A 26,468-nucleotide genomic window follows, 5' to 3' on the forward strand; every position below is an offset into this window, starting at 1 on the left:
CGACTGTACGCCGAACGGGACGACGCCTGCGCCATCCCGTGCGGCGGGCTAGAATGAAACCTGAATCCGCCCCGGGCCCCCACCATGTCCGACACTGCCAACCGCGCCTTCGTCCTGTCCGTACTTGTACTGCTGCTGGCGGCGACCCGGGTCAATCACTTCGCGGCCATTCCCGATGCCTCCTGGGCCGTGTTCTTCATCGGCGGCTTCTATCTGGCGCGCTGGACGCGCTGGGCGTTCCCGCTGCTGATGGTGTTCGCGGTGCTGGTCGACTGGATCGTGATCCGCAGCAGCGGCCTGGATTTCTGGCAGCACTACTGCGTGTCGCCGGGCTACTGGCTGCTGCTGCCCGCGTATTTCTCGCTGTGGGCCGGCGGCATGCTGCTTGGCCGCAACTACCAGGGCGCGCGCTGGCCGGTGCTGGCCAAGGGCGCGCTGCTGCTGGTCGCCTCGGTGGCGGTCTGCCATCTGCTGGCGCAGGGCGGCTTCTACTGGACCAGCCGCAACGTGGCCGAACCGACCCTGACCGGCTGGGCGCAGAACTACGCGCAGTGGTTCGGGCCGTACCTGCGCACCACCGCGATCTACGTGGCGCTGGCCGCCGCCCTGCAGCTGGCCGTGGAGCAGTTCCTCAAGCTCCAGCAGGCCCGCCGCGACATCCGCCACTGAGCCGCGCCATGGGCCATCGCCTCTCGCGCATCTACACCCGCACCGGCGACGACGGCAGCACCGGCCTCGGCGACGGCCAGCGCGTGGCCAAGGATGACGCACGCGTTGCCTCCTTCGGCACGGTCGACGAGGCCAATGCGGCGCTCGGCCTGCTGCTGGCGGCATCGCTGCCCGAGGACGTGCGGGCGCTGGTCGTGCACCTGCAGCACCAGTTGTTCGACCTGGGTGCCGAGCTGTGCATCCCCGGCCACGCCGCGATCCATGCCGCCGATGTCTCGGCGCTGGAACAGCAGCTGGACCACTACAACGCCGGCCTGCCGATGCTGAAGGAATTCATCCTGCCGGCCGGGGGCGAAGCTGCCGCGCGCTGCCACCTGGCGCGCACCATCGTCCGTCGCGCCGAGCGCGAGACCGTCGCCCTGGCCCGCCGCGAGGCGGTGCGCAGCGAGGCACTGCAGTACCTCAACCGGCTGTCGGACCTGCTGTTCGTGCTGGCCCGGGTGCTGGCCCGTGCCGATGGCCACGGCGAGGCGCTGTGGCAGCCACAGCAGCGCCAGCGCTGAGTCGGCACGATGCTGGTCTATACCCATCCGTCCTGCCTGCTGCATGACCCCGGCCCCGGGCACCCGGAGTGCCCGCAACGCCTGCAGCATGTGCTCGATGCCCTGCATGCGGCCTTTCCCGGCCAGCTGCAGTGGCGCCAAGCCCCTCCGGCCAAGTTCGGCGAACTGACCCGGGTGCATGACAGTTCCCTGCTCGACTTCGTGCTGCAGCCACAGACTGCCCCGCTGCGCCAGCTGGACATGGACACCTGGACCTCGCCGGGATCGGCCAGCGCCGCCGTGCATGCCGCTGGTGCCGGCGTGGCCGCAGTCGATGCGGTGATGCTCGGCGAGGATCCGCTGGCCTTCTGCGCCGTGCGGCCGCCCGGTCACCACGCCACCAGCAGCACGGCCATGGGCTTCTGCCTGCTCAACAACATCGCCATCGCCGCTGCCTATGCCCGCGACCGCCACGGCCTGGAACGCATTGCCGTGGTCGACTTCGACGTGCACCACGGCAACGGCACCCAGGACATCTTCCAGCACGATGCCCGGGTCTCGTACTACAGCACCCACCAGGCCGGGCTGTTCCCCAATTCGGGCCTGCGCCGCGACCGTGGCGCCGGCAACCTGATGAACATCCTGCTGCCGCCCGGAAGTGGCGGATTCCGCTTCCGCAATGTCTGGGCCGACGAGATGCTGCCGGCCATCGATGACTTCCGCCCGCAGCTGCTGCTGATCTCGGCCGGCTTCGATGCGCACCTGCGGGACCCGCAGGCCGATCTGATGCTGGAAACCGACGATTTCGCCTGGATCACCGGCGAGCTGCATGCGCTGGCACGTCGCCACGCGGCCGGCCGGGTGGTCTCGATGCTGGAGGGGGGCTACGACCTGCAGGCACTGGCCGAATGCAGCGTGGCGCATGTCCGGACCCTGATTTCAGGCGCCGGTGGTACCGTTGCCGGATGAACCCGAACCGGCAGTCTCCACCGCCCTTCATTGCCCCTATGCAAGGGATGGGGCAAGCTACCGTCCGTTTTCGCCCGAATCCGAACCGCGTGCGCCGAGCCCTCCGACTGCTTCCCCTGCCTCTGAGCATCGCCATCAGCCTGCCGGCGATGGCCGACGACAAGCCGCTCAACTGGGGCCTGTGCCCGGCCACCGACGTGATTCCCGCGTTCACTGACGCCCCCACCCCTGTCCCCGGCCAGGACAAGGCCGCTGCCGCGGCCGCCCGCGAGCAGCAGTCGACCGACATCGAGGGCGACCAGCTGCTGGGCACCACCACCGTGCCGCAGTACGAGGGCAACGTGGCCCTGCGCCGTGGCGATCAGTTCGTCGGCACCGACAAGCTCAGCTTCGATACCGAGACCGGCAACTACATCGCCGACGGCAATGTCCGCTACCAGGACGGGTCGATCCGGATGGTCGCCAAGCGTGCCGAGGGCAATCAGGAAAGCGACACCCACAAGATCTCCGACATCAAGTACCAGCTGGTGTCGCGCCGCGGCAACGGTGATGCCGAGTCGGTCGACCTGCAGGGTGCGGTCGGCCAGATGCACCGTTCGACCTACACCACCTGCGACCCCTCGCAGCCGGTATGGAAGCTGTCCGCGCCGCAGATCGAGGTGGACAACGACGAAGGCTTCGGCACCGCCCGCAACGCCGTGCTGCGTATCGGCAACGTGCCGGTCCTGTGGGCGCCGTACTTCAAGTTCCCGATCGATGACCGCCGCAAGACCGGCCTGCTGTTCCCGCAGGTGGGCATGTCCGGCCGCAACGGTTTCGACTACGCGCAGCCGATCTATTTCAATCTGGCGCCGAACTACGACGACACCTTGACCCCACGCTACATGAGCCGGCGCGGGCTGCTGCTCGACAACGAGTTCCGCTACCTCTACAACGGCGGTCGTGGCGACGTGCTGACCTCGTTCATGCCCAACGACAAGCTGCGCGACCGCGACCGCGGCCGGGTGATTTTCACCGGTTACCACAACGTGAACAGCAACTGGCAGGCGCGTGCCAATCTGGCCTGGGTCAGTGACGAGCGCTATGTGGAGGACTTCGCCAACCGCCTGGTGGGCGTCACGGCCTCCAACCTGCAGAGCACGATCGGGCTGTATGGCACCGGCCAGGACTGGACGGCCGGGATCATGGCCGACCGCTGGCAGCTGACCGATTACACCCTCAACGAAAGCGCCCTGCCCTACAACCGCCAGCCCCGCCTGTTCTTCAACTGGGACAAGCCGGTGCTGCCGTGGCTGGAAACCGGCATCTACACCGAAGCCGTGCGTTTCACCCACGACGACATCAACTACAAGTACGGCACCGATGTCGACCCGGACCTGCAGTACACGCGTACTGGCCAGCAGCTGAGGTCAGGCATTGGCGTCAGTGGCGGCTCGCGCCTGGACGTGAAACCGTACGTGTCGTTCCCGATCAGCGGCGCGGCCTGGTACGTCACCCCCACCCTGGCCTATCGCTACACCGCTTACCAGCTGGACCGCGGCCTGGTGGACGGTGTCAATGGCATCCGTGGACAGATTCTGCGTTCGCAGGGCATCGATCCGACCACCGCCACCCCGGAACAGCTGCGCGGCAACACCTCGCCCAGCCGCAGCCTGCCGATCGCCAGCCTCGATGCCGGCCTGTTCTTCGATCGCGAAACCCGTATTGGCGGCAAATCGTTCCTGCAGACCCTGGAGCCGCGCCTGTTCTACCTGCGCACGCCGTACCGCAACCAGGACGAGCTGCCGATCTTCGATACCCGTGATTTCACCTTCAGCTGGGGCCAGCTGTTCCGAGATTCGCGCTATACCGGCGCCGATCGCCAGAACGACGCCAACCAGCTGACCCTGGCGCTGGGCACCCGGTTCATCGACCAGGCCACCGGCAAGGAACGGTTCTCGGCCGCCATCGGCCAGATCCAGTACTTCGACGAGTCGCGGGTGACGCTTCCGGGTGGTGCGCCCGTGGAAAAGGGCAAGTCGGCCTGGATCGCCGACGGCAACTACATGATCAACGACCGCTGGACCCTGGGCGCCACCTACCAGTGGGACCCGAAGTACAAGCGCGAGGATCTGGCCAGCGTCCGTGCCCGCTACCTGATGCCCAACGATGGCGTGGTCAACCTCAGTTACCGCTATCGCATCAATGCCGGTGCCCCGGCCAGCGCCAACAAGCATGACCGGACCCTGCTGGAGCAGGCCGACCTGTCGTTCCTGTACCCGCTGAATGCGCGCTGGAGCCTGGTGGGCCGCTACTACTACTCCCTGCAGGACAAGGAACCGCTGGAAATCATCGCCGGCGTGCAGTGGGACAGCTGCTGCCTGGCCGTGCGCGCCGTGGCCCGCCGCTACGTGCGCAACCGCGAAGGCGACATGAACAATGCCATCCAGCTTGAGTTCGTGCTCAAGGGCCTGAGCTCCATCGGCCAGGACACGGACCGTACCCTGCGCCGTGCTATCCTCGGCTACAACCGCGACGACCTCTATCTCGTGCCGCCCAGCAACACCGGGGCGACCCGCGACGACTACGATCCGAATCAGATCCCATGACCAAGCGCTTCCCCGTTCTTCTCGCCTCGCTGCTGGCGGTGTCCAGCGTGTCCGCCCCCCTGCAGGTGCTTGCCCAGGAGGCGCAGCCGCTTGACCGCATCGCCGCCGTCGTCGATGAGGACGTGATCCTGCAGAGCGAGCTCCAGCGTGCGATCGCCAACATCAAGGCGCAGTACGCCGGCCGTGAAAACCAGCTGCCGCCGGAAGACGTGCTCAGCCGCCAGGTGCTCGAGCGCCTGGTGCTGGTCAAGCTGCAGGTCGCCCGCGCCCAGAGCAGCGGCATCCGGGTCGGCGACCAGGAGCTGAACCAGGCGATGAATGCCATCGCCCAGCAGAACGGCTCGACGCTGGACGCCCTGCGCCAGCGCCTGGCCCATGACGGTATCGACTTCAACGACTTCCGGGCCTCGGTGCGCGACGAGATCACCGTGCAGCGCCTGCGCCAGAGCTTCGCGCAGAGCCGTATCAGCGTCAGCGAGGGCGAAGTCGATGCCGCGCTGAAGCAGCAGGCCACGGTGGGCAACCAGTACCACCTGGCGCACATCCTGGTGGCCCTGCCCGACGGCGCCAACGCCGACCAGATCGCCACCGGCCAGAAGAAGGCCGACGGTGTGAAGGCCCTGCTGGACAAGGGCGAGCTGGACTTCAATGCCGCCGCCGTCCGCTATTCGGACAGCCCCAACGCGCTGGAAGGCGGCGACCTGGGCTGGCGCAGCCTGGATGAAATTCCGCAGGCGTTCGCGCAGATGATGGAAAAGATGAAGCCCGGCGAAGTGGTCGGCCCGATCCGTGGCCCCAGCGGCTTCCAGCTGCTGAAGCTGGTGGACGTGCGTGATGCCAGTGCCACGGCCGGTGCGAATACGGTCACCGAGTACCACGGCCGCCACATCCTGGTACGCGTGGACGACCACCAGACCGACGCGGCCGCCAAGGCCAAGATCGATACCCTGCGCGCCCGCATTGCCGGTGGCGCGGACTTCGAGACCGTGGCCAAGGAGTCCTCCGAGGACAACAACAGCAAGGGCCAGGGCGGCGATCTGGGCTGGTTCCCGGCCGACGCGTTCGGTCCGGCGTTCGGCCAGCAGGTCTCCGGCCTCCAGGATGGTGGCGTCAGCCAGCCGTTCCGTACCGATGCCGGTTGGCACATCGTGCAGCGCGTGGCCACCCGCCAGACCGACGTGACCAACGACAACCAGCGTGCCCAGGTCCGCGAGACCATCGGCCGCCGCAAGCTGGAAGACGAGTACAACCGCTTCCTGCAGGAACTGCGTGGCGAAGCCTACGTCAGCTTCCGCAGCGGCGACCGCGCGGAAAACACCGCCACGCCGCCGCAGTCCTGACCGATGCGCCCCGAGCTCGCTCTGGTACCGGGCGAGCCCGCCGGGATCGGCCCGGAACTGTGTGTCCGACTGGCCCAGCAGCCGCGTGAAGACAGCCGGCTGCTGGCCTTCGGCGATCCGGACACTCTGCGCGCGGCTGCAGCCGCGCTGAACCTGCCCCTGCAGCTGCTGCCCGAGGATGCCGAAGCCCGCGTCCCCGGCGACCTGCGCCTGCGCGTGGTCGCCAATGCCGTGCCCAGCCGGTTTGGCCACGCCGACCCGGCCAACGCCAGCGCGGTCATCGACGCGCTTCTCGGCGCGGGCCGAGCCTGCCTCAGCGGCGAACTGCAAGGCGTGGTCACCGGCCCGGTGCACAAGGCGGTCATCAACGAAGGCGGCATCGCCTACAGCGGCACCACCGAACTGCTGGCCGACCAGGCCGGGGTGAAGGTGGTGATGATGCTGGCCAACCCCATCGTGCGCGTGGCCCTGGCCACCACCCACCTGCCGCTGCGCGAGGTGGCCGATGCGATCACCGCACCCGGCCTGGAACACACCCTGCGTACCGTGCATGCCGCGCTGCGCCGCGAGTTCGGCCTGCCTGCGCCGCGCATCGCCGTGCTCGGCCTGAACCCGCACGCCGGTGAAGACGGCCACCTGGGCCGCGAGGAACTGGACCTGATCATCCCGCTGCTGCAGCGCCTGCGCGCTGAAGGCATGGACCTGGTCGGGCCGCTGCCGGCCGACACCGCCTTCCTGCCGGCCAAGCTGGCCGGCTTCGACACCGTGCTGGCGATGTACCACGACCAGGGCCTGCCGGTGCTGAAGTACTCGGGCTTCGAACAGGCAGTGAACCTGACCCTGGGCCTGCCCTACCCGCGCGTGGCGGTCGACCATGGCACCGCGCTGGACCTGGCCGGCCGCGGCATCGCCGATCCCTCCAGCCTGCAGGCGGCAACGACGCTGTGTGCGCAGCTGGCGCGGCAACGTACACTGAGCGCATGAATTCCCCGCATTCCCCCTCCGGCCCGGTGTTCACCGCCCCGGCCAAGAAGCAGCTTGGCCAGCATTTCCTGGCCGATCGCCACTACATCGACAAGATCGTGATGGCGGTCAATCCGAAAGACGGCGACCGCCTGATCGAAATCGGTCCTGGCCAGGGCGCGATCACGCTGCCGCTGCTGCGCGTGCATCCGAAGCTGACGGTGATCGAGTTCGACCGCGACCTGATCGCGCCGCTGACCGCCGCCGCCGAGCCGCTGGGCGAGCTGACCATCGTCCATCGCGACGTGCTGCGCGTGGACTTCACCGAGCTGGCCGCCGGCCAGCCGATCCGCCTGGTCGGCAACCTGCCCTACAACATCTCCTCGCCGATCCTGTTCCATGCGCTGGAACATGCCGCAGTGGTCCGCGACATGCACTTCATGCTGCAGAAGGAAGTGGTCGATCGCATGGCCGCCGGCCCCGGCAGCAAGGTGTATGGCCGCCTCAGCGTGATGCTGCAGGCGTACTGCCAGGTGACCTCGCTGTTCGTGGTGCCACCGGGCGCCTTCCGGCCGCCGCCGAAGGTCGATTCGGCCGTGGTACGGCTGGTGCCGCGCGATCCGGCCAGCATCGGCATCAACGATCACAGGCGCTTTGCCGAGGTGGTCAAGGCCGCCTTCGGGCAGCGCCGCAAGACCCTGCGCAATGCGCTCAACAATGTGGTGTCCGCCGAGCAGTTCATCGCCGCGGGCGTGCGTCCCGATGCCCGCGCCGAACAGCTGGACGTGGCCGAATTCGTCGCTCTGGCCAATGCCTCCTGATTACACTGCCGGTATGGAAGACGCTGACGTTTATGCCATCTCCGTCGAAGTCGCGCCGCGCTTCCTCGACGATCAATCCGCACCGGAAGACGGTCGCTTTGCGTTCGCCTATACGATCCGCATCCACAACCAGGGACGGGTGGCCGCACGCCTGGTCGCACGCCATTGGCGCATCACCGATGCCAATGGCCGCGTCGAGCATGTCGATGGCGATGGGGTGATCGGCGAGCAGCCGCGGCTGCGCCCCGGTGAAGACTTCCGTTACACCTCCGGTGTCATGCTGGGGACCGATCACGGCACCATGCAGGGACACTACGACATGGTCGCCGACGATGGCACCGAATTCGCCGCGCCGGTCGCACCGTTCGTGCTGGCCGTCCCGCGTACCCTGCACTGACAAGGAGGCCGAACGATGAGTGTGTGGGCGATCGGCGACCTGCAGGGCTGCTATGACGTCACCCAGCGACTGCTGGAGAAGATCCGCTTCGACCCGGCGCAGGACACCCTGTGGTTCTGCGGCGATCTGGTCAACCGCGGTGGCCAGTCACTGGAAACGCTGCGGCTGGTGCACTCGCTGCGCGAGCACAGCGTGGTGGTGCTGGGCAACCATGATCTTTCGCTGCTGGCCGTCGGTGCGCGCACCGAAGAGGAGCAGCGCAAGGTCAACCCGGACCTGCTGCGCATCGTGCAGGCCGAGGACCGCGATGAACTGCTGGACTGGCTGCGCCTGCAGAAGCTGGTGCACGTGGACCGCGAACTGGGCTGGATGATGGTGCACGCCGGGCTGGCGCCGAAGTGGACCACGCAGATGGCCGAGAAACATGCGGCCGAAGTCGAGGTGCAGTTGCACGGTGCCGGCTACCGCAAGCTGTTCCGCAACATGTACGGCGACAAGCCGAGCTGGGCACCGAACCTGTCCGGCTATGACCGCTCGCGCGCGATCATCAATGTGCTCACCCGCATGCGCTACTGCACCCCGCGTGGGCGCATCGGCATCGAGGACAAGGGCACGCCGGGCACCCAGGAACAGGGGTTGTATCCCTGGTTCGAAGTGCCGGGCCGGGTCGAGCGCGACCTGAAGGTCGTCTGCGGCCACTGGTCCGCGCTGGGCCTGACCATCACCCAGGGCGTGCACGCCATCGACACCGGTGCGGTGTGGGGCGGGAAGTTGACCGCGCTTCAGCTCGATACCGACGAGCTGCGCGTGGTGCAGGTGCCGGGCCGTGATGTGCCGGCCCCCGTTGCCAACGCCCGTCCACCGGCGCGACCGGCACACGAGCGTCCTGCCGCTTCGGCACACGGCAAGGAACAGGGCAGCAGCACACCTGCTGCCAACCCGGGCACCCGCGGCCCGCGCCGTCGTCGCCGTCGTGGCGGTGGCGGTGGCGGTGGTGGCTCTGCAGGCCCCGGCAACAGCGGCGCCCCGCCGCAGGCATGATGCGACCGGGCCGGGCACCAGGGACGGTGCTGCTGCTGACGCTGACGCTGGCGCTGGCCAGCGGCTGCCAGCCCGGTTCGCCTCCTGCTCCCACGGCCGCGCAGGACGCCGCAGCCACGCCGGCACCATCGCAGGCGCCTTCGCCGCCGCTGGTGGCCGCCGCACGCGCACAGATCGGCGTCACCGTCCGCTACGACCCGGCTTATCAGGTACTCGCCTATCCCGGTGGTGACGTCGCGCGCGATCGCGGCGTGTGCACCGACGTGGTGGTGCGCGCCCTGCGCAGCCGGGGCCTGGATCTGCAGGCACGCGTGCATGAGGACATGCGCGGGAATTTCAGTGCCTATCCGACGATCTGGGGCCTGTCACGGCCGGACCGCAACATCGATCATCGTCGCGTCCCCAACCTGATGCGCTGGTTCGAGCGCCAGGGCTGGCAGCAACCGGTCACCGCCCTCGCCACCGACTACGCGGCCGGCGACATCGTCGCCTGGAAGCTCAACGGCAACGGACTGCTGCACGTCGGCATCGTCTCCGACCGGCGGCTGGCCGATGGCACGCCGCTGGTGCTACACAACATCGCGCGCGGCACGCGCGAAGAGAACCTGCTGTTCCAGCACGCGATCATCGGGCATTACCGGATGCCGGCTCCGTAGAGTCGAGCTTGCTCGACTATGCCCTGTGTATCCACCAAGAGCAGTCGAGCAAGCTCGACTCTACAGGTGCGTTGCGATCAGCGGCGCACGTAATGCACGAAGCGGAACGCGTAGGCGTGGCGTTCGTCAGCCGGGTGCTGCTCGCTGCTCACTTGCTGCCAGTCCTGCGCATCCACCTCGGGGAAATGGGTGTCGGCCGGCACTTCGGCATCGACCCAGGTCAGGTACAGGTCGCTGGCCTGGTCGAGCAGCTGCCGGAAGATCTCGCCCCCCCCGATGATGCACAGCTCGCTCGCGCCCTCGCCTTCGGCAATCACCTTGGCCTCGTCCAGCGACGCCACCGCGCGCATGCCTACAAATGGCACCTGGCCGCTGCGGGTCAGCACCAGGTTGGTCCGCCCCGGCAGCACGCGGCCGATCGATTCGGCGGTCTTGCGCCCCATCAGGATCGGCTTGCCGAGGGTCAGCGCCTTGAAGTGCTTGAAGTCATCCGGCAGGTGCCAGGGCATGGCATTGCCCTGGCCGATGCCACGGTTGCGATCCAGCGCGACGATCATCGACAGCTTCATCGCGCTCACACGGCCACCGGTGCCTTGATCGCCGGATGCGGGTCGTAGCCGTCGATGCGGATGTCATCGAACTGGAAGCCGAACAGGTCGGTCACGTCCGGGTTCAACCACAGCCTGGGCAGCGCGCGCGGTTCACGTGACAGCTGCTCGCGGGCCTGTTCGAAATGGTTCGAGTACAGGTGCGCGTCACCCAGCGTATGCACGAAATCGCCCACGCCCAGGCCAGTGGCCTGCGCCACCATGTGGGTCAGCAGCGCGTAGCTGGCGATGTTGAACGGCACGCCGAGGAAGATGTCGCCGCTGCGCTGGTACAGCTGGCAGCTGAGCTTGCCGTCCACCACGTAGAACTGGAACAGGTTGTGGCACGGCATCAGCGCCATCTGCGAAAGCTCGCCCACGTTCCAGGCGCTGACCACCAGCCGGCGCGAATCGGGGTTGCGCTTGATCTCGTCCAGCAGCCACTGCATCTGGTCGATCGCACCGCCATCGGCGGTCGCCCAGCTGCGCCACTGCTTGCCGTAGACCGGGCCGAGATCGCCTTTCTCGTCGGCCCACTCGTCCCAGATGCGCACCTGGTTGTCCTTCAGGTAGCCGATGTTGGTATCGCCCTTCAGGAACCACAGCAGCTCGTGGATGATCGAGCGCAGGTGCAGCTTCTTGGTGGTGACCAGCGGGAAGCCGTCGTTGAGGTTGAAGCGCATCTGCCAGCCGAACACGCTGCGGGTGCCGGTGCCGGTGCGGTCGCTCTTTTCGGCGCCGTGTTCCAGCACATGAGAAAGCAGGTCCAGGTAGGCCTTCATGCCTTGCCCTCGGCGGCCACCATCGGCTGCGGCTGCAGCACCGGCGCGCGGCGCGACATCGCCAGCAGCACCAGGCCGAATGCGATCAGCGGCAGGCTGAGGATCTGGCCACGGGTCAGCCAGTCGAAGGCCACGTAGACGCCGTTGTCAGGCATGCGCACGAACTCGACGGCGAAGCGGAACAGGCCGTACATCAGTGCGAACAGGCCACCGACCAGATAGCGGTGGCGCGGCTTGGCCGACACCGTCCACAGCACTACGAACATCACCAGCCCTTCCAGGAACGCTTCATACAGCTGCGAGGGATGGCGGGCGAACTGGTTCAGCGCGCCGCTGGCGAACTGCGCCTGCAGGGTCGCGTGGTCCAGCTGGTTCAGCGGCGCCGGCAGGCCGGACGGGAACACCACGCCCCAGCTGCCGTCGGTGTACTTGCCCCACAGCTCGGCACCGATGAAGTTGCCGATACGGCCAAAGCCCAGGCCCAGCGGCACCAGCGGCGCCATGAAATCCATGGTGTCGAAGAAGTGCAGCGCGTGCTTGCGCGACCACCACCAGCAGGCGCCGAGCACGCCCAGCAGGCCGCCGTGGAAGCTCATGCCGCCATCCCAGACCTTGAACAGCAGCAGCGGGTTGTGCAGGAAATCGCCCAGCGCGTAGAACAGCATGTAGCCGATGCGCCCGCCCAGCACCACGCCGAGCATGGCGTAGAACAGCAGGTCGGAGAAGCCGTTGGCATCGACGCCCGGCAGGCGCCCGTCGGCAATGCGCTTGCGGCCCAGCAGCCAGGCCGCGGTGAAGCCGAGCAGGTACATGATGCCGTACCAGTGCACCTTGATCGGCCCCAGCGAGAGGGCGATGGGGTCGATGTCGTGGAAATAGATCATGGAAGGTGCCTTGCGGTTGAACGCCTATTCTCGGGCCAGTGCCGCCCCGGCTCAACCAAGGAGCTGCGGGGTGTTGGGCAGGCCGTCATCGTCTGACCGCGTCGCGGCCGGAAAGTGCCCTTCCACCAGGGTCGAAACCTCTTCGATGGCGCCGCGCAGCGCCTCGACCGGGTTCGGGCCGCGCAGGCCCTCGCGCAGGTGGGTGCAGACCCGCTGCCATTGCGCCGGGCTGACCCGGCCGTGCAGGCCACGGTCAGCGACGATCTCGATCGCGTGGTCGGCCAGCAGCAGGTAGATCAGCACGCCGTTGTTGTGGGCGGTATCCCAGGTACGCAGGCGGGCGAAGGCATGTTCGGCGGCCTGGCGCGGGGTGACCTTGCGCCACAGCGCGTCCAGCGGCAGGTCGGCCTCCACGGCGAACATCACCTGCCCGCCGTGGCGCTGCTCACCGGCGGCGATGGCCTCGGTGATCGCCTGCAGCGTAGCCGGCGGGAACGCGCGCCGTACCGACGGCGAGAACAGATGGCGGCACAGACGTTGGATCATCACCAGCCTCCCGATGCGCCGCCGCCGCCGGAACGGCCACCGCCGCCGCCCCAACCGCCGCCGCCGAAGCCACCGCCTCCACCGAAGCCGCCTCCGCCGCCCCAGCTGCCACCGCCCCAGCCACCGCCGCCGGCAAAGCGGCCCGGGTGCCCGGAGAGCATGGCAACAATCAGGCCAACGATGCCGGCCAGGCCGCTGGCCAACAGCGTGGAGGTGAACAGGAACGCCGCCAGTGCAGCTCCCCCGCCGCCGAGCAGCCCACGCAACGGGCGCGGCACGCGCGAAAACACCCCGCGCAGGATGCTGCCGGCAAACACGCCGATGAACAGGGCCAGAAACCAGGTGTCGCCGCCGCCGTCGGGCTCGCCGCCCCGCTGGCCACTGACGGGCGCCGGCAGGTCTTCGCCATCGATCAGCTTGACCAGCACGCCGGTGGCGTCAGTGATGCCGCCAGCATAGTCACCACTGCGGAAGCGCGGCACCAGGTATTCCTGGATGACCCGGTTGGCGATGGCATCGGGAATCGCGCCCTCCAGGCCGTAACCGGGCTCGATGCGTACCCGTCGGTCATCCTTGGCCACCACCAGCAGCACGCCGTCATCCACGCCCTTGCGGCCGATCTGCCACTGGTCGAAGACGCGCGTGGTGTACTGCGCGATGTCTTCCGGCTGGGTGGTGGGCACGACCAGCACCTGCAGCTGGCTGCCCTTGCGCTGCTGCAGGTCAGTCGCCTGCTGCACCAGCGCCTGCTGCTGCGCGGTATCCAGCGTGCCGGTGGTATCGACCACCGGCGAATCCAGCGCCGGAATCGGCGCCAACTGCTGCGCCTGCGACGCCAGTGGCAGCCACAGCAGCAGGGCCAGCAGCGCAGTGGCCAGGCGCATCGGTCAGTGGCCCGGCTGCGGTGCCGGCTGCTGCTGCGGCGCGTTGCCGAAATCGACCGCCGGCGCGCTGGAGATCTGCGCTTCGTTGTCCACGGTGAAGTTCGGCTTGGTCTTGTAGCCGAAGATCTTGGCGGTGATCACCTGCGGGAACGAGCGGATGTAGGTGTTGTAGTCCTGCACCTGCTGGATGTAACGGCCACGTGCGACGGTGACCCGGTTCTCGGTACCTTCCAGCTGCGCCTGCAGGTCGCGGAAGTTCTGGTCGGACTTCAGCTGCGGATAGTTTTCGGTGACCACCAGCAGCCGCGACAGCGCGCTGCCCAGTTCGCCCTGGGCCTGCTGGAACTGCTTGAGCGAGGCTTCGTCGTCGGCGTTGACGTTGATCTGGCCGACCCGCGAGCGGGCGTTGGTGACTTCGGTCAGCACGCGCTCTTCCTGGCTGGCGAAGCCCTTCACGGTCTGCACCAGGTTGGGCACCAGGTCGGCGCGGCGCTTGTACTGGTTGATGACTTCCGACCAGCTGGCCTTGACCGCTTCATCCTTCTGCTGGATGGCGTTGTAGCCGCAGCCGGAGAGCAGGGAGGCCAGCAGCATCAGGGGCAGGATACGAGTGAACAGGCGCATGGCGGAGGTTCCGGGTGGACGTGGCGCCGAGCATGCCATGGTTCGGGTGAAGGTCGGCCATCGGGCGCCGCCCCCTCCGCGGTGGTTGTGCTCATGGATCGCCTGAGTAGTCCGGGCGGGTGGGCATGGCGGGGGACGCCGTGAATCCGTCCCTGGAGGCTTAGCCGCGCCATCCATGGCGCGGATACCCCCGCCACGCCCACCCGCCCGGCCTCATACGGTTTCCTGCGCACCGCGGGAAGATCAAAAGAAAAAATCAAAATCAAAAGCCCATGCTCCAGGCATTCGTGCCGACCAACGGTCGGCACCCACCATCAGCAGCAGGTTCCAACAGATCACAGGAAACTGTCGAAGGCGGGGTGGGTCCGGTTGAGGGGGTGTGAGCGGCATGGATGCCGCGACCAAGCCCCCATGGATGGGTTTACGGCGTCCCCCTCAACCGGACCCACCCCGCCATCCCACGGAATGCCCGCTGTTGCTGTTGCCGTTGCTGTTGATTGCAGCGGGTGCAGGGCTGCAAGCCCTGCCGGAACCCCATACCCCTCAGCAAGCCTCGGCCACCGCAGCGCGCGGACGCCCCAGCCACGCCAGCAGCAACCCCGATGCCGCCAGCAACCCACCGGCCACCGGCACCGCTGCATAGCCCAGCCCCGAGCTGATCACCGCACCGCCCAGCGCGGCACCCACCGCATTGCCCAGATTGAACGCACCGACATTGATCGACGACGCCAGCCCCGGCGCCTCGCTGGCAGCCTCCATCACCCGGATCTGCAGCGGCGGCACGATCGCGAAGGTCGCCGCGCCGAACAGCAGCACACCCAGTGCCGCCGTGGCGTGGCTCATGAAGGCCAGTGGCAGCACGAACATCAGCACGGCAAGGACCGCCAGCAGGATCCGGGTGGCGCCATCCAGCGACCAGTCGGCCATGCGCCCGCCGATGCCGTTGCCGAAGGTGAAGCCAATGCCGATCAGCGCCAGCGACATCGCAATGAAGGCGTTGGAGGCACTGGTCAACTCGGTCAACACCGGCGCCACGTAGGTATAGAGCGTGAACATCGCACCGGCACCGAGCACCGTGGTGCCCATCGCCAGCAGCACCTGCGGCTGCAGGATCGCCTTCAGTTCCCGGCGCACATCCGGACGGGGCCCGGGTGCCGATGCCGGCAGCGCGAAGCCCAGCGCGGTGATCGCGACCAGGCCCAGCACCGCGGTGCCAGCGAAGGACAGGCGCCAGCCCAGCTGCTGGCCGACCCAGGTCGCCAGCGGCACGCCGCCGATGTTGGCGATGGTCAGGCCCATGAACATCGTGGCCACGGCGGCAGCCTGCTTTTCCTTCGGCACCAGGCTGGCGGCAACCACCGCGCCGATGCCGAAGAAGGCGCCGTGGTTGAGGCTGGTGACCAGCCGCGACAGCAGCAGCAGGCCGTAGTTCGGGGCCAGCGCCGACAGCAGGTTGCCGACCACGAAGATCGACATCAGCAGCATCAGCGCGGTGCGCCTGCCGAACCGGCCCATCAGCAGGGTCATCACCGGCGCGCCCAGCATCACGCCCACGGCATAGGCCGTGATCAGCATGCCGGCGGTGGGGATGTTCACGCCGACGCCGTCGGCAATGACCGGGAGCAGGCCCATCGGGGCGAACTCGGTGGTACCGATGGCGAAGGCGCCGACGGCAAGGGCCAGCAGAGCGGCTCGGGAATTCATGGCGGGTTCCTGCGTGGGGCAGGCCTTGGGAAGAGAGCGCGTAGCCTGCGCGCATCGCCCTGCAGGATTAAGCCCCGCAGCGGGGAAACACTGTTGCCTCCACTTCACAGATGGCGCGTGGCGCTCCGCCGGGTATGCCCCGACAAGCCCTGCAACGCAGAACCCCCGGCAGTGCCGGGGGTTCTGGATCACGCGCTTACCAGTTGCCGGCGCCCGGCACGTTGTGTTCGCGTGCGCGGCGGCGCATCAGCAGGTTCAGCCACTCCACCAGCACCGAGAAGCCCATCGCGGCGTAGATGTAGGGCTTGGGCACGTGCACGTCCAGGCCGTCCAGGATCAGTACCGCACCGATCAGCAGGATGAAGGCCAGCGCCAGCATCTTCACCGTCGGGTTGGCATCGATGAAGCGGCCCAGCGGGTTGGCGGCCAGCAGCATCACCATCACCGACAGCAGGATGGCGGCGACCATCACCGGGATGTGGTCGGCGATGCCGACGGCGGTGATCACCGAGTCCAGCGAGAACACGATGTCGATCACCGCGATCTGCGCGATGACGTAGCCGAACACGGCCGAGGCCTTGGTCGTGCTGGGATCTTCATCCTCGCCGCCGCTGATCAGTTCCTTGATCTCCATGAAGCCCTTGATGATCAGGAACAGGCCACCGACGATCAGCACCAGGTCGCGGATGGAGATGCCCATGCCGGCCACGGTGAAAAGGTTGGCGGCCATGTGCGCCAGATAGGCCAGCGACACCAGCAGCGCGATACGCGTGATGCACGCCACGGCGATCCCGAGCTTGCGTGCGAACGGGCGACGTTCTTCCGGCAGCTTGCTGACCGCGATGGAAATGAACACCAGGTTGTCGATGCCGAGCACGATTTCCAGCGCACTCAGGGTGAACAGGGTCACCCAGGCATTGGGGTCGGCGAGGAACTCAAAGGACATGGAAACTCTTCAAGGCAGTGGGGGAATGGGGTTTCAGCCGTAGCTGCCGGCCAGCACGTGCGGAACCACGACCAGCGCCCAGCACAGCAGTACGTTCATCATCAGCACGAACACCGCCGCCGAGCCCATGTCCTTGGCGCGGCCGGCCAGTTCGTGGATTTCGCTGCCGTAGCGTTCGATCACCGCCTCGATGGCCGAGTTGGCCAACTCCATCGCCAGCACCAGCAGCATCGAGCCGATCATCAGCGCGCGTTCGACCGGGGTCTGGCCCAGCCAGATCGCGACCGGGGTCAGCACGATCAGCAGGTAGACCTCCAGCCGGAACGAGGACTCGTGCAGCCAGGCGGCGCGAAGACCCTGCCAGGACCAGCGGGCGGCCTGGAAGATGCGGCGCGGGCCGCGGGGCAGGTGGCCGAACTGATCAGCCACGGGAGGAAGATCCAGCAACAGGAGCGCGGCGCAGCGACCGCTCAGACGCACGGCAGGGAATCATGGGTGCACAGGAATAGGCAGATGGCGGCCATTTTGCCACAAGGCCGCCAGCCATACCCCCGGCGGCCCGGCCGAATGGCCTGCCAACGGCAAGCACCCGGCCATCCCCTGCTCCTATGATGGAGGCTTCCTTCCCCGCTGGAGCGCCTGATGTCCCGTCGCCGTACCTGCCTGCTGATGCTGGGCCTGCTGACCGCCGCACCGCTGGCCCAGGCCCTTAGCCCGGCCAAGCCGCCCCAGGTGCCCGAACAGGTCTCGAACGTGGCCTGGGCGGGTGACATGGCCCGCTTCGCCAGCGCCGACCAGGCCAACCCGCCGCCGCGCGGCGGCATCGAGTTCATCGGCAGCTCCTCGATCCGCTTCTGGGAGAGCCTGGCCACCGACTTCCCCGGCCAGCCGGTGTTCAACCGCGGCTTCGGCGGCTCGGAAGTGCGCGACAGCACCTGGTACGCCGACCGCATAGTGGTGCCGTATGCGCCATGCAAGCTGTTCTTCTACGCCGGCGACAACGACCTCAACAGCGGCCGCACCGCCGTGCAGGTGCGGGACGATGTGGTCGCCTTCGTGCAGCGCGTGCATCGCGACCTGCCGAAAACGAAGGTGGAATACCTGTCGATCAAGCCGAGCCCGTCGCGCGCGCACCTGCTGCCGGCGATCAACGAGGCCAACGCGCTGATCAAGGCTGCCCTGGCAAAGCTGCCCAATACCGGCTTCACCGATATCTACACGCCGATGCTCGGCGCCGATGGCCAGCCGGATGCGAAGCTGTTCCGCAAAGACATGCTGCACATGACCCCGGCCGGCTACGCGATCTGGACCAAGGCGGTGGCGCCGAAGGTGAAGTGCGATTGAGGCAGGCGTGCGTCGGGCATGGCCCGGCGCTACCGCAACTTCATCCACGCATGGCGTGGATCTACTGCCGGTCGCGGGAAACTGTCGAAGGCGGGGCGGTGTAGGTGTGCAGGACCGTTGGCGCCATGGATGGCGCCATCGAGCCCCCATGGAAGGGTTTACGGCGTGTCCTGCACACCCACACCGCCCCGCCCCTCCTCGGAATGCCCGCTTTTGATGTTGATGTTGCCTCGGCGGGTGCCGGGCGCAGCCCGGCCAAAGCCCTCTACCGGAAAATGACCGTCGCCTCGGTGCCCTGCCCCGGCTCGCTGGCCAGGCTGACCTTCCAGCCGAAGCGGTCGCACAGGCGACGCACGATCGACAGGCCCAGGCCGGTGCCCTGCGGGCGGCTGGGCTCGGCGCGGTAGAACGGCTCGAACGCCCGCGACAGCGCCTCGGCGGACATGCCGATGCCGGTGTCGCGCACCACCACCCGGTCGTTGAGCACATGCACGTCGATGCGCCCTTCGTCGGTGTAGCTGCAGGCGTTGCGCACCAGGTTGCTGACCACCACCTGCAGCACCCGTGGCGGCGCGTGCAGCTGCACCGGGCCATCGCTGTGCAGGTGCACCGCCACCGGGCGCGTTACCAACAGCTCGTTGGCGTTGTCCACTTCATAGCGGACGATGTCGTTGACATCGAACAGCTCGATCTGCGGCTCGACATCGGCCTCGCGGGCCAGGATCAGGAACGCATCGATCACCGCTTCCATGTCACGGCCGGCGCGCTGGATGCGCTGCAGGCTGCGACGCAGGCGCGGCTGCAGCGTTTCATCGCCCAGTGCCATGTCACTGGCCACGCGGATCACGGTCAGCGGCGTGCGCAGTTCGTGGCTGGCATCGCGGGTGAAGTTGCGCTCGCGCGCCACATGCGCGCTGACCCGGTTGGCCAGCGAATGCAGGGCGGCCGCCAGCTGCCGGGTCTCACCCTGCATGTCGGCCGGCAGTTTGTTCGGCTCCAGATCGGCCGCCTCGGGGTGGCCAGGGTCCCAGCGCGACACGCGCCGCGCCAGCCAGTTCACCGGCGACACCAGGCGCTTGGAGGCGCGGTAGGTCACCCAGGTGGCGCCATACACCGCCAGCAGGGTCAACAGCACGGGCACGATGCCGAACCAGAACGCCAGCATTTCCGCTCGCGAGCGCAGGAACACCAGGTACAGGCGGCCGGCCGGGCGCACGTCGACCAGCACCAGCTGGTCATCCTTGGGCAGTTCGTGGAAGCCGGGTTCCAGGTTGCGCAGGTTGGCCGGCAGCGACAACGCCGACTGCCCGCTTTCCAGCAGGTAGCCACGGATGTTCTGGGTGTTGGGCGGCGGCTGCACGGGCGAGGCCTCGTGCAGCGTCCAGTAGTAGGCCGCTTCCTCGCGCAGGGCGGCGCCGACCAGGCTGTGCTTGATCACCAGCGAGACCAGCCAGGCACCGAGCAGGATGCCCAGGCTGGCCAGCACTGCCTGCAGGATGAAGGCGATACGGATCTTGCGCGGCAGGCCGTGCGGCATTGCGGGGTCCCGGTCAGAGCGCTGCGATTATAGGCAGCGCGCCGCGCCGTGCGGGTGCACGGGCGATAACCGGCGGCAACGCCAGCCGGTCATCCCCTGCCCTCGTTCATGGCCATGCCCCGGCCGGGCCTGCTGCTGCACCGGCGCGGGCCCCGATCAGGCCATCGGCTGGGCGATATCGGCAATGCGGTAGCCGGCACTCTGCACGGTGTGCAGCAGCGGACGGTCGAACGGCTTGTCGATGATCTTGCGCAGGTTGTACAGGTGGCTGCGCAGGGTGTCCGAATCCGGCAGGCCATTGCCCCAGATCTCGCGTTCGATCTCCTGGCGGGTGACCACGCGCGGCGATTCGCGCATCAGGATGGTCAACAGGCGCAGGCCGATCGGCGAAAGCTGCAGCTCGGTACCGGCACGGGTGGCACGCATGCTGACCGGATCGAGCACCAGGTCGGCGACCTTGAGCACTTCCGAACCGACCTGGCGACGCTCGCGGCGGATCAGCGCGCGCAGGCGGGCCTCCAGTTCCTGGATCGCGAACGGCTTGGTCAGGTAGTCATCGGCGCCGAACCCGAGGCCGGTGAGCTTGTCGTCCAGCGTGTCGCGTGCCGTGAGCATCAGCACCGGGGTGGACTTGCGCGCATCGTTGCGCAGGCGACGGCACACTTCGATGCCATCCAGGCGCGGCAACATCAAGTCGAGCACCACGACGTCATAGCTGTTTTCCGCCGCGAGGCGGTAGCCATCCAGGCCGTCCTGTGCATAGTCGACCTCGAAGCCGCGACCTTCCAGGTATTCCCCGATCATCTCGGAGATGTTGCGGTTGTCTTCGACCACCAGCACCAAGCCGGAGGTCTCCTTCGTCTGACGCATGTGATTCCCTCTAACTTCAGCTTTGTGAAACATGCCGGATCGACGGTGGACGCGATGTGAAGTTCCGTCAAGAGGTCATCAATCGGTTCAGAGCAGCGGCCTGAGCAGTGGCCAGACGTTGTCCAGCACCTTCGGTTGCGCCTGTGCCGTGGGGTGCAGGCCATCGGCCTGCATCATGCCCGGCTGCAGGGCCACGCCCTCCAGCAGGAACGGCAACAGCGGCAGCTTGTATTGCGTGGCCAGCGCCTTGTAGGCGGCCGCCAGGCGCTGGCGATAGGCCGGCCCGTAGTTGGGCGGCACGTCGATGCCCAGCAGCAGCACCCTGGCGCCCGCCTTCTGGCTGGCCTGCACCATTTTCTCCAGGTTGCCCTGTACCTGTGCCGGGGTCAGCCCACGCAGCGCGTCATTGCCGCCCAGCGCAATCACCACCACGGTCGGCTTCTCCTTCGCCAGCAGGCCCGGCAGGCGGGTCAGCGCGCCGGCGGTGGTCTCCCCGCTCATGCTGGCGTTGACGATGCGTGCCGGTGTTTTCGACTGCTGCCTGACCCGCTGCTGCAGCAGGCTGACCCAGCCGGCGTCGGCGGGGATATTGTGGGCGGCACTGAGGCTGTCGCCGAGTACCAGCACGGTGCCCGCCGGACCTTTGGCACAGGCCAGCCCGGGCAGCAGCAGGAACCCTAGCAGCAGCACCATCATCGCGCCGGCTCGCCGGCTCCATCCCGTCTTGCGCATTGGAGTCTCCTCATCGACAGCCTGTCCCCCCGCAGCGCGCCCGTCGCCATCGCCGTCGACCAGGTCGGCAAGTCCGTGCAGGGCCCGGAGGGTGAAGTCCACATACTGGACAACATCACCCTGACCGTCCATGAAGGCACCAGCGTGGCCATCGTCGGCGCCTCCGGTTCCGGCAAGACCACCCTGCTCGGCCTGCTGGCCGGGCTGGACCTGCCCAGCCGCGGCAGCATTGCGCTGGCCGGCCAGGATCTGGGCCGTCTCGACGAGGAAGCCCGCGCCCAGCTGCGCGCACGCGAGGTCGGCTTCGTGTTCCAGAGCTTCCACCTGCTGCCGGCGCTGACCGCCGCCGAGAACGTCGCGCTGCCGCTGGAGCTGGCCGGCCGCGAAGACCGGGTGCGGGTGGACGAAGTGCTGGCGCAGGTCGGCCTGGGCCATCGCGCCCGTCACTACCCGCGCCAGTTGTCGGGCGGCGAGCAGCAGCGCGTGGCCCTGGCACGTGCCTTCGTCACCCGCCCGCGCATCCTGTTCGCCGACGAACCGACCGGCTCGCTGGACCACGCCACCGGCCAGCACATCAGCGACCTGCTGTTCGAACTCAACGCCGGCAGCGGCACCACGCTGGTGCTGGTCACCCACGACCTGCGGCTGGCCCAGCGCTGCCAGTACATCCACCGCATCGATGACGGCCGCCTGCTGCCGGTCGAGCGCGGAGCGGCAGCATGAACCTGCTGCGCCATGCGTGGCGCGCGCTGCGCCGCGAGGCGCTGGCCGGCGACCTGCTGACCGTGTTCGCGGCCTTGGTGCTGGGCGTGGCGGTGATGACCGCGGTCGGCACCCTGGTGAACCGGGTCAACCTGGCCCTGACCGGCAGTGCGGCGGAAATGCTCGGCGGTGACCTCGGCATCGCCGGGCGCGACGACCCGCCGCAGGCCTTCGCCGAAGAAGCGCAGCGGCGCGGACTGGCCTACACCCGCATCGCCAGCTTCGGCAGCGTGCTGTTCCACGGCGAGGCCAGCCAGATGGCCAGCATCAAGGCGGTGCAGGCAGGTTACCCGCTGCGTGGCGCGCTGCGGGTGCGGGCCACGCCCGGCGGTGCGCTGATCGCCGACGCCGGCATGCCAGCCAAGGGCCAGGCCTATGCCGATCCGCGCCTGCTGCAGGGGCTGGGGCTGAAGGCCGGTGATGACCTCGAGTTCGGCGCCGGCACGCTGCGCATTGCCGGCATCATCGAGGCCGAGCCGGATGCCGGCGGTGACCTGCTCACCCTCTCGCCCACCCTGCTGGTCAACCGCGCCGATGTGGAGGGCACTGGCCTGCTCGGCCCGGGCAGCCGCATCAACTACCGGCTGATGTTCGCCGGAGCGGCCGATCAGGTGGCCGGGCTGCGCCAATGGCTGCTGCCGCAGGTCAAGGGCCTGCGCCTGCTGAGCGTGGACGACACCCAGCGTGGCGTGCGCCAGGCGTTCGACCTGGCCGGGCGCTTCCTCGGCCTGAGCGCGCTGCTGGCGGTGCTGCTGGCCGGCGTGGCAACCGCGCTGGCGGCCAACCGCTTCGCCCTGCGCCGCATCGACCAGGTAGCGATCCTGCGCTGCCTGGGCGCACGCCAGCGCGACATCCTGTTCGGCCTGGCACTGCAGCTGCTGATGCTGGCGGTGCCGGCCTGTGCGCTCGGCATCGGCCTAGGCATGGCCGCGCAGGAAGGCCTGGTGCAGGTGCTGGGCAGCCTAGTGCCGCAGCGCCTGCCGCTGCCGGAAGCGATGCCGGCGCTGACCGGTGCCGGCATCGGCCTGTTGCTGCTGTTCGGCTTCGGCCTGCCCCCGCTGCTGCGCCTGCGCGGGGTGCCGCCGATGCGCGTGCTCAACCGCTCCTTCGCCGCGCTGCCACCGGCATCGCTGCTGGCCTATGTCGCGGCGCTGGCGGCCAGCCTGCTGCTGGCGGTGCAGGTCACCGGCGACCTGAAGCTGGCCCTGTGGGTGTTGGGTGGACTGGCCGCACTGGCAGTGGCCGCCGGTGTGGTCGGCTTCGTGCTGCTGCAGCTGCTGCGCGGCCTGCAGCACCGCCTGCATGGCAACTGGCGACTGGGCCTGGCCGCGCTGACCCGGCGCCGCATGCTGGCGGTGATGCAGCTGGTCGGGCTGTCGCTGTCGCTGTGCGCGCTGTTGCTGCTGGCGGTGACCGGTCCTGGCCTGCTGCAGCAGTGGCGCGAGCGGCTGCCTGCGGATACGCCAAACTACTTCCTGATCAACATCCAGCCCGAACAGCGTGACAGCGTGCTGGCCGCGCTGCGCGGATTGGGCGCCAACGATGCCAGCATCGAACCGATGGCCACCGGCCGCCTGATCGCGATCAACGGCAAGCCGCCGCTGCGCGTGGACCGCACGCCGGAACAGAACGGGCAGCCGGCATCCGGCGAAGCCCAGCGCGACGACGATGACGAGAACCGGCCGTTGAACTTCAGCTGGCGCAGCAGCTTCCCGCCGGCCAACACGCTGGTCGACGGCACGTTCTGGACGGCCGACAGCACGGCGCCGGAAGCGTCGGTGGAGATCGGCTGGGCCAAGCGTTACGGGGTGGCCAGCGGCGACCGCATCAGCATTGCCGTCGGTGAACAGGAGCGCGAATTCACCGTCACCAGCGTGCGCAAGGCGGACTGGAACACGTTCCGACCGAACTTCTTCGTGCTGCTGAACCCCAACGCGGTGGGCGACACCCCGCACAACCTGCTGTCGGCGTTCCATCTGCCGGCCGGCAAGGCCGCCGGGCTGGGTGAACTGGTGCGCGCGCAGCCGAACCTGTCACTGCTGGACGTGGATGCGGTGATCTCGCAGGTGCGCGATGTGATGGAGCGGGTGGCGCAGGCGGTGCAGCTGGTGATGGTGTTCAGCCTGCTGGCCGGCGTGCTGGTGCTGCTGGCTGCACTGCAGGCCACGGCCGGCGAGCGCCGCTATGACAGCGCGGTGCTGCGCACGCTGGGCGCGACCCGGCGTCAGCTGCGCGGCGCGGTGCTGGTGGAGTTCGGCGCACTGGGCACATTGGCGGCGCTGCTGGCCGTTGGCGCGGCGGCGGCCATCGGCGTGGCGGTCTCGCAGAAGGTGTTCGAGCTGCCGTTGCTGCCGCCGTGGCCGGGGCTGCTGCTGGGCGGGCTGGTTGGCATCGGGCTGAGCCTGCTGGCCGGCTGGTGGGGCACGCGGCGCATCCTGCATGCGCCGCCGGCCCTTGCCTTGCGCGAAGCCTGAAGCGGCGTCGGACCGGAGAGCGTGCCGAGCAAGCTCGGCACCTACCAATACGAAGGACCGGTAGATCCACGCCGTGCGTGGATGCACGGAGGAGCGTGCCGAGCAAGCTCGGCACCCACCAAAGCGGGGAATTGGTAGATCCACGCCATGCGTGGATGCGGTGCCGGGCGCGCCCGGCACCTCACCGGAACCGCGGCGGCGATCAACCTTCCTTCGGCGCCTTTTCCACGTACTTGGCGAAGACTTCGTCGATCTGCTTGTCCTTCACCTTCTTGCCGGCCTGGATCTCTTCGGCCTGGGTGAACAGCGGGATGATCATCGCCATGCCGTCGATCTTGGTCTTCAGGTGCACGCCCGGGGCCTGGCCGAGGAAGCCGTCCCAGCGCTGGCGCACCTTGGCCCAGTAACCAGCGGTGGCCTTCCAGTAGTTGCGGGCCGGGGTGAAGTCGATCTCGGTGGTCTTCACGTAATCGTTGAAGCCGAATTCGCGCGCGATCTCCACCTGGCTGCCATCGGCATTGCGCTGCACCTTGGTGTTGAACTGCTCGTGGGTCCAGCCGTTCGGGGTCAGCGTGTGGCGGTTGATCACGGCCAGCGCGTTGTAGTCGCTGCGCTTGGTGTACTCACGACGGGGCAGCGGACGCCAGCTCAGGTCGCTGGTCCAGCTCGGCACGTTGTTGCTGTAGGTCCACTTGCCGGTGCCGCAGTAGCGCGGCGCATCGCTTACTTCATACACGCACTGGGTCCACGCCCCCTGGTTGGTCGCCGCCGGGATGGTGCGCACCTGCCAGGTCTGGTCGGCACTGAACTCGAAGCGGTTCGGCGCTTCGTACACCCAGTCCTGGCGCCAGTGCTTGGTGATGTGGCCGCTCTTTTCGTCCAGCAGCAGGTGCTGCAGCACGATGCGCTTCGGCGTGTCTTCCACCACGATGACCACTTCGTTGCCGCCGCTGCGCATCGCCGGCGCGCGTTCGTAACCGGGCTTCAGCAGCACGGTCTCGTCGAAGGCGAAATCCACGGTGTACTCGCCCTGCATGGCGAGGATGCTGTCATGGTCGCGGGCGATGTCGGAGGGCTGCGCGCTGGCCACGCCGCTGGCGGCGAGCAACAGCAGGGCGCTGGCTGTCTGGAACTTCATCGGGGTCTTCCTTCAGGGTTGCAGGTTTGTTGAGAGGCCATCCGTGGCCGACAGGCGTTCCATCAGGTTCAAAGACGGATCAGCGGCAGGTCGCCGGGTATCCGCGGTGCCGGTCGCCGTGCGGCGTCGGCGCAGCAGCAGTCGTCGATTGCCAGCTCGCCTTCGGCGCCTTCCAGGCGAGCGATGCGGCGCGCGGTGGCGGCACCCAGCGAGGACAGGGTCGACAGGCTGGCGGCCAGGGTGCGGCCATCGTCGGCCGCATGCAGGCGCAACGCGCACAACCGCCAGCGCTGGCCACCGAGGTGGCCGGCCAGGCGTCGCCACAGGCGCTCGCCGACGCTGCCATCGCTGTCGTGCTGCGGGCCCGGCGGCAGCGCGGCCACCAGCCGGTCCCAGGCCAGGAAATCGCTGTCCGGCAGCAGGTACAACCGCCACACGCAGCGGCCGCGGCCATCGAGGAAGCACAGGCTTTCGCGCAGGCCCTCGCTGTCCACGCCCTGGCAGGCATGCACCCGCACCGCCTGGCGCCAGCCGCCCAGTTCGTTGCCGTCGGCGTGATACAGGCACAACACGGTGCCGAGCGTGGCCAGCTGTGCCGGGGTCGGCCAGGCCGCACCGTTCGGTGCGGCGATGGAGTCGTTCCTGCGTGCGGACAATGCTCGGCTCAT

At 68.2% G+C, this 26,468-nt stretch carries 26 protein-coding genes and 1 pseudogene; 13 read left to right on the plus strand and 14 right to left on the minus strand.

Annotation, left to right across the window (positions count from 1 at the left end; translation table 11 throughout):
* The first annotated feature begins 84 nt into the window (after positions 1-84).
* From N5C18_RS09450 to N5C18_RS09495, 10 genes and pseudogenes are all read left to right on the plus strand, one after another.
* On the plus strand, positions 85-669 hold the full coding sequence (locus N5C18_RS09450; protein WP_053448848.1) for a hypothetical protein: 585 nt from the start codon (positions 85-87) through the stop codon (positions 667-669).
* Between the two features lie 8 nt (positions 670-677).
* On the plus strand, positions 678-1,232 hold the full coding sequence (locus N5C18_RS09455) for a cob(I)yrinic acid a,c-diamide adenosyltransferase (protein ID WP_049457330.1): 555 nt from the start codon (positions 678-680) through the stop codon (positions 1,230-1,232).
* 9 nt (positions 1,233-1,241) lie between these two features.
* On the plus strand, positions 1,242-2,180 hold the full coding sequence (locus tag N5C18_RS09460; protein WP_279944364.1) for a histone deacetylase family protein: 939 nt from the start codon (positions 1,242-1,244) through the stop codon (positions 2,178-2,180).
* 89 nt (positions 2,181-2,269) lie between these two features.
* A complete protein-coding gene (lptD, locus tag N5C18_RS09465; RefSeq protein WP_279944365.1) occupies positions 2,270-4,768 on the plus strand; it encodes an LPS-assembly protein LptD in 2,499 nt (832 codons plus the stop codon).
* Positions 4,765-6,093 (plus strand): annotated as a pseudogene (locus tag N5C18_RS09470) (peptidylprolyl isomerase); the annotation flags it as partial. The gene lptD and the pseudogene N5C18_RS09470, both read left to right, overlap by 4 nt.
* A gap of 18 nt (positions 6,094-6,111) precedes the next feature.
* Positions 6,112-7,092 (plus strand): 4-hydroxythreonine-4-phosphate dehydrogenase PdxA, encoded by a 981-nt coding sequence (gene pdxA / locus N5C18_RS09475; protein ID WP_279944367.1) that lies wholly within the window; start codon positions 6,112-6,114, stop codon positions 7,090-7,092.
* Positions 7,089-7,892: a 16S rRNA (adenine(1518)-N(6)/adenine(1519)-N(6))-dimethyltransferase RsmA gene (gene rsmA, locus N5C18_RS09480; protein ID WP_053511372.1), complete on the plus strand. Its 804-nt coding sequence runs from the start codon at positions 7,089-7,091 to the stop codon at positions 7,890-7,892. The genes pdxA and rsmA overlap by 4 nt, the downstream gene beginning before the upstream one ends.
* A gap of 13 nt (positions 7,893-7,905) precedes the next feature.
* Entirely contained in the window at positions 7,906-8,289 is a 384-nt protein-coding gene (gene apaG / locus N5C18_RS09485) for a Co2+/Mg2+ efflux protein ApaG (RefSeq protein WP_008268668.1), read from the plus strand.
* A gap of 15 nt (positions 8,290-8,304) precedes the next feature.
* Positions 8,305-9,330 carry a symmetrical bis(5'-nucleosyl)-tetraphosphatase gene (locus N5C18_RS09490; protein WP_279944369.1) on the plus strand — a complete coding sequence of 342 codons (1,026 nt, stop codon included), beginning with the start codon at positions 8,305-8,307 and terminating at the stop codon, positions 9,328-9,330.
* Positions 9,327-9,986 carry a DUF1287 domain-containing protein gene (locus N5C18_RS09495; RefSeq protein WP_279944370.1) on the plus strand — a complete coding sequence of 220 codons (660 nt, stop codon included), beginning with the start codon at positions 9,327-9,329 and terminating at the stop codon, positions 9,984-9,986. Before N5C18_RS09490 ends, N5C18_RS09495 begins: the two co-directional genes overlap by 4 nt.
* Before the next feature lie 77 nt (positions 9,987-10,063).
* Here N5C18_RS09495 and N5C18_RS09500 read toward each other — a convergent pair whose 3' ends face one another.
* The 9 genes from N5C18_RS09500 to N5C18_RS09540 all read right to left on the minus strand — a co-directional run bounded on the left by N5C18_RS09500 (position 10,064) and on the right by N5C18_RS09540 (position 17,372).
* Positions 10,064-10,555, minus strand: coding sequence for a dihydrofolate reductase (locus tag N5C18_RS09500; RefSeq protein ID WP_279944518.1), 492 nt, complete (start codon positions 10,553-10,555; stop codon positions 10,064-10,066).
* Positions 10,556-10,560: 5 nt separating this feature from the next.
* Complete coding sequence (locus N5C18_RS09505; RefSeq protein ID WP_279944371.1) at positions 10,561-11,355, minus strand: thymidylate synthase; 795 nt, start codon at positions 11,353-11,355, stop codon at positions 10,561-10,563.
* The gene (gene lgt, locus N5C18_RS09510; RefSeq protein ID WP_279944372.1) at positions 11,352-12,239 is read right to left on the minus strand and encodes a prolipoprotein diacylglyceryl transferase; all 888 of its coding nucleotides are present in this window, start codon (positions 12,237-12,239) and stop codon (positions 11,352-11,354) included. The genes N5C18_RS09505 and lgt overlap by 4 nt, the downstream gene beginning before the upstream one ends.
* Positions 12,240-12,290: 51 nt before the next feature.
* A complete protein-coding gene (locus N5C18_RS09515) occupies positions 12,291-12,785 on the minus strand; it encodes a TPM domain-containing protein (RefSeq protein WP_053511366.1) in 495 nt (164 codons plus the stop codon).
* Complete coding sequence (locus tag N5C18_RS09520; protein ID WP_279944373.1) at positions 12,785-13,669, minus strand: TPM domain-containing protein; 885 nt, start codon at positions 13,667-13,669, stop codon at positions 12,785-12,787. Before N5C18_RS09520 ends, N5C18_RS09515 begins: the two co-directional genes overlap by 1 nt.
* A gap of 3 nt (positions 13,670-13,672) precedes the next feature.
* Positions 13,673-14,293, minus strand: coding sequence for a LemA family protein (locus tag N5C18_RS09525; RefSeq protein WP_008266893.1), 621 nt, complete (start codon positions 14,291-14,293; stop codon positions 13,673-13,675).
* A 543-nt stretch (positions 14,294-14,836) separates the two neighbouring features.
* Positions 14,837-15,997 (minus strand): MFS transporter, encoded by a 1,161-nt coding sequence (locus tag N5C18_RS09530; protein ID WP_279944374.1) that lies wholly within the window; start codon positions 15,995-15,997, stop codon positions 14,837-14,839.
* A 196-nt stretch (positions 15,998-16,193) separates the two neighbouring features.
* Positions 16,194-16,943: a TerC family protein gene (locus N5C18_RS09535; RefSeq protein WP_053512148.1), complete on the minus strand. Its 750-nt coding sequence runs from the start codon at positions 16,941-16,943 to the stop codon at positions 16,194-16,196.
* 33 nt (positions 16,944-16,976) lie between these two features.
* Positions 16,977-17,372: a diacylglycerol kinase gene (locus N5C18_RS09540; RefSeq protein WP_049456903.1), complete on the minus strand. Its 396-nt coding sequence runs from the start codon at positions 17,370-17,372 to the stop codon at positions 16,977-16,979.
* 213 nt (positions 17,373-17,585) lie between these two features.
* Here N5C18_RS09540 and N5C18_RS09545 point away from each other — a divergent pair, with 213 nt between their 5' ends.
* Positions 17,586-18,287 (plus strand): SGNH/GDSL hydrolase family protein, encoded by a 702-nt coding sequence (locus tag N5C18_RS09545; protein ID WP_279944375.1) that lies wholly within the window; start codon positions 17,586-17,588, stop codon positions 18,285-18,287.
* 265 nt (positions 18,288-18,552) lie between these two features.
* Here N5C18_RS09545 and N5C18_RS09550 read toward each other — a convergent pair whose 3' ends face one another.
* The 3 genes from N5C18_RS09550 to N5C18_RS09560 form a co-directional block, all read right to left on the minus strand.
* Positions 18,553-19,824 (minus strand): HAMP domain-containing sensor histidine kinase, encoded by a 1,272-nt coding sequence (locus N5C18_RS09550; RefSeq protein WP_279944376.1) that lies wholly within the window; start codon positions 19,822-19,824, stop codon positions 18,553-18,555.
* 156 nt (positions 19,825-19,980) lie between these two features.
* Positions 19,981-20,694 (minus strand): response regulator transcription factor, encoded by a 714-nt coding sequence (locus N5C18_RS09555; RefSeq protein ID WP_002811889.1) that lies wholly within the window; start codon positions 20,692-20,694, stop codon positions 19,981-19,983.
* 87 nt (positions 20,695-20,781) lie between these two features.
* A complete protein-coding gene (locus tag N5C18_RS09560) occupies positions 20,782-21,426 on the minus strand; it encodes an arylesterase (RefSeq protein WP_279944378.1) in 645 nt (214 codons plus the stop codon).
* Between the two features lie 75 nt (positions 21,427-21,501).
* Here N5C18_RS09560 and N5C18_RS09565 point away from each other — a divergent pair, with 75 nt between their 5' ends.
* Both N5C18_RS09565 and N5C18_RS09570 read left to right on the plus strand, forming a co-directional pair.
* Complete coding sequence (locus N5C18_RS09565; protein ID WP_049456916.1) at positions 21,502-22,149, plus strand: ATP-binding cassette domain-containing protein; 648 nt, start codon at positions 21,502-21,504, stop codon at positions 22,147-22,149.
* Positions 22,146-24,662, plus strand: coding sequence for an FtsX-like permease family protein (locus N5C18_RS09570; RefSeq protein ID WP_279944380.1), 2,517 nt, complete (start codon positions 22,146-22,148; stop codon positions 24,660-24,662). The genes N5C18_RS09565 and N5C18_RS09570 overlap by 4 nt, the downstream gene beginning before the upstream one ends.
* Before the next feature lie 202 nt (positions 24,663-24,864).
* On the opposite strand, the gene N5C18_RS09575 is transcribed toward N5C18_RS09570, so the two are convergent.
* Both N5C18_RS09575 and N5C18_RS09580 read right to left on the minus strand, forming a co-directional pair.
* Complete coding sequence (locus N5C18_RS09575; RefSeq protein ID WP_008265376.1) at positions 24,865-25,800, minus strand: DUF6607 family protein; 936 nt, start codon at positions 25,798-25,800, stop codon at positions 24,865-24,867.
* Between the two features lie 68 nt (positions 25,801-25,868).
* Entirely contained in the window at positions 25,869-26,468 is a 600-nt protein-coding gene (locus N5C18_RS09580; RefSeq protein WP_053448828.1) for a hypothetical protein, read from the minus strand.

Origin of the sequence: Stenotrophomonas sp. GD03930 (genome assembly GCF_029839665.1) — a bacterium.
Lineage (GTDB): Bacteria > Pseudomonadota > Gammaproteobacteria > Xanthomonadales > Xanthomonadaceae > Stenotrophomonas > Stenotrophomonas forensis.

Coding starts and splice junctions, on each gene's coding strand:
- N5C18_RS09450 (WP_053448848.1), top strand. CDS start 85: ATGTCCGACACTGCCAACCGCGCCTTCGTCCTGTCCGTACTTGTACTG.
- N5C18_RS09455 (WP_049457330.1), top strand. CDS start 678: ATGGGCCATCGCCTCTCGCGCATCTACACCCGCACCGGCGACGACGGC.
- N5C18_RS09460 (WP_279944364.1), top strand. CDS start 1,242: ATGCTGGTCTATACCCATCCGTCCTGCCTGCTGCATGACCCCGGCCCC.
- pdxA (WP_279944367.1), top strand. CDS start 6,112: ATGCGCCCCGAGCTCGCTCTGGTACCGGGCGAGCCCGCCGGGATCGGC.
- rsmA (WP_053511372.1), top strand. CDS start 7,089: ATGAATTCCCCGCATTCCCCCTCCGGCCCGGTGTTCACCGCCCCGGCC.
- apaG (WP_008268668.1), top strand. CDS start 7,906: ATGGAAGACGCTGACGTTTATGCCATCTCCGTCGAAGTCGCGCCGCGC.
- N5C18_RS09490 (WP_279944369.1), top strand. CDS start 8,305: ATGAGTGTGTGGGCGATCGGCGACCTGCAGGGCTGCTATGACGTCACC.
- N5C18_RS09495 (WP_279944370.1), top strand. CDS start 9,327: ATGATGCGACCGGGCCGGGCACCAGGGACGGTGCTGCTGCTGACGCTG.
- N5C18_RS09500 (WP_279944518.1), bottom strand. CDS start 10,555: ATGAAGCTGTCGATGATCGTCGCGCTGGATCGCAACCGTGGCATCGGC.
- N5C18_RS09505 (WP_279944371.1), bottom strand. CDS start 11,355: ATGAAGGCCTACCTGGACCTGCTTTCTCATGTGCTGGAACACGGCGCC.
- lgt (WP_279944372.1), bottom strand. CDS start 12,239: ATGATCTATTTCCACGACATCGACCCCATCGCCCTCTCGCTGGGGCCG.
- N5C18_RS09515 (WP_053511366.1), bottom strand. CDS start 12,785: ATGATCCAACGTCTGTGCCGCCATCTGTTCTCGCCGTCGGTACGGCGC.
- N5C18_RS09520 (WP_279944373.1), bottom strand. CDS start 13,669: ATGCGCCTGGCCACTGCGCTGCTGGCCCTGCTGCTGTGGCTGCCACTG.
- N5C18_RS09525 (WP_008266893.1), bottom strand. CDS start 14,293: ATGCGCCTGTTCACTCGTATCCTGCCCCTGATGCTGCTGGCCTCCCTG.
- N5C18_RS09530 (WP_279944374.1), bottom strand. CDS start 15,997: ATGAATTCCCGAGCCGCTCTGCTGGCCCTTGCCGTCGGCGCCTTCGCC.
- N5C18_RS09535 (WP_053512148.1), bottom strand. CDS start 16,943: ATGTCCTTTGAGTTCCTCGCCGACCCCAATGCCTGGGTGACCCTGTTC.
- N5C18_RS09545 (WP_279944375.1), top strand. CDS start 17,586: ATGTCCCGTCGCCGTACCTGCCTGCTGATGCTGGGCCTGCTGACCGCC.
- N5C18_RS09550 (WP_279944376.1), bottom strand. CDS start 19,824: ATGCCGCACGGCCTGCCGCGCAAGATCCGTATCGCCTTCATCCTGCAG.
- N5C18_RS09555 (WP_002811889.1), bottom strand. CDS start 20,694: ATGCGTCAGACGAAGGAGACCTCCGGCTTGGTGCTGGTGGTCGAAGAC.
- N5C18_RS09560 (WP_279944378.1), bottom strand. CDS start 21,426: ATGCGCAAGACGGGATGGAGCCGGCGAGCCGGCGCGATGATGGTGCTG.
- N5C18_RS09570 (WP_279944380.1), top strand. CDS start 22,146: ATGAACCTGCTGCGCCATGCGTGGCGCGCGCTGCGCCGCGAGGCGCTG.
- N5C18_RS09575 (WP_008265376.1), bottom strand. CDS start 25,800: ATGAAGTTCCAGACAGCCAGCGCCCTGCTGTTGCTCGCCGCCAGCGGC.
- N5C18_RS09580 (WP_053448828.1), bottom strand. CDS start 26,468: ATGAGCCGAGCATTGTCCGCACGCAGGAACGACTCCATCGCCGCACCG.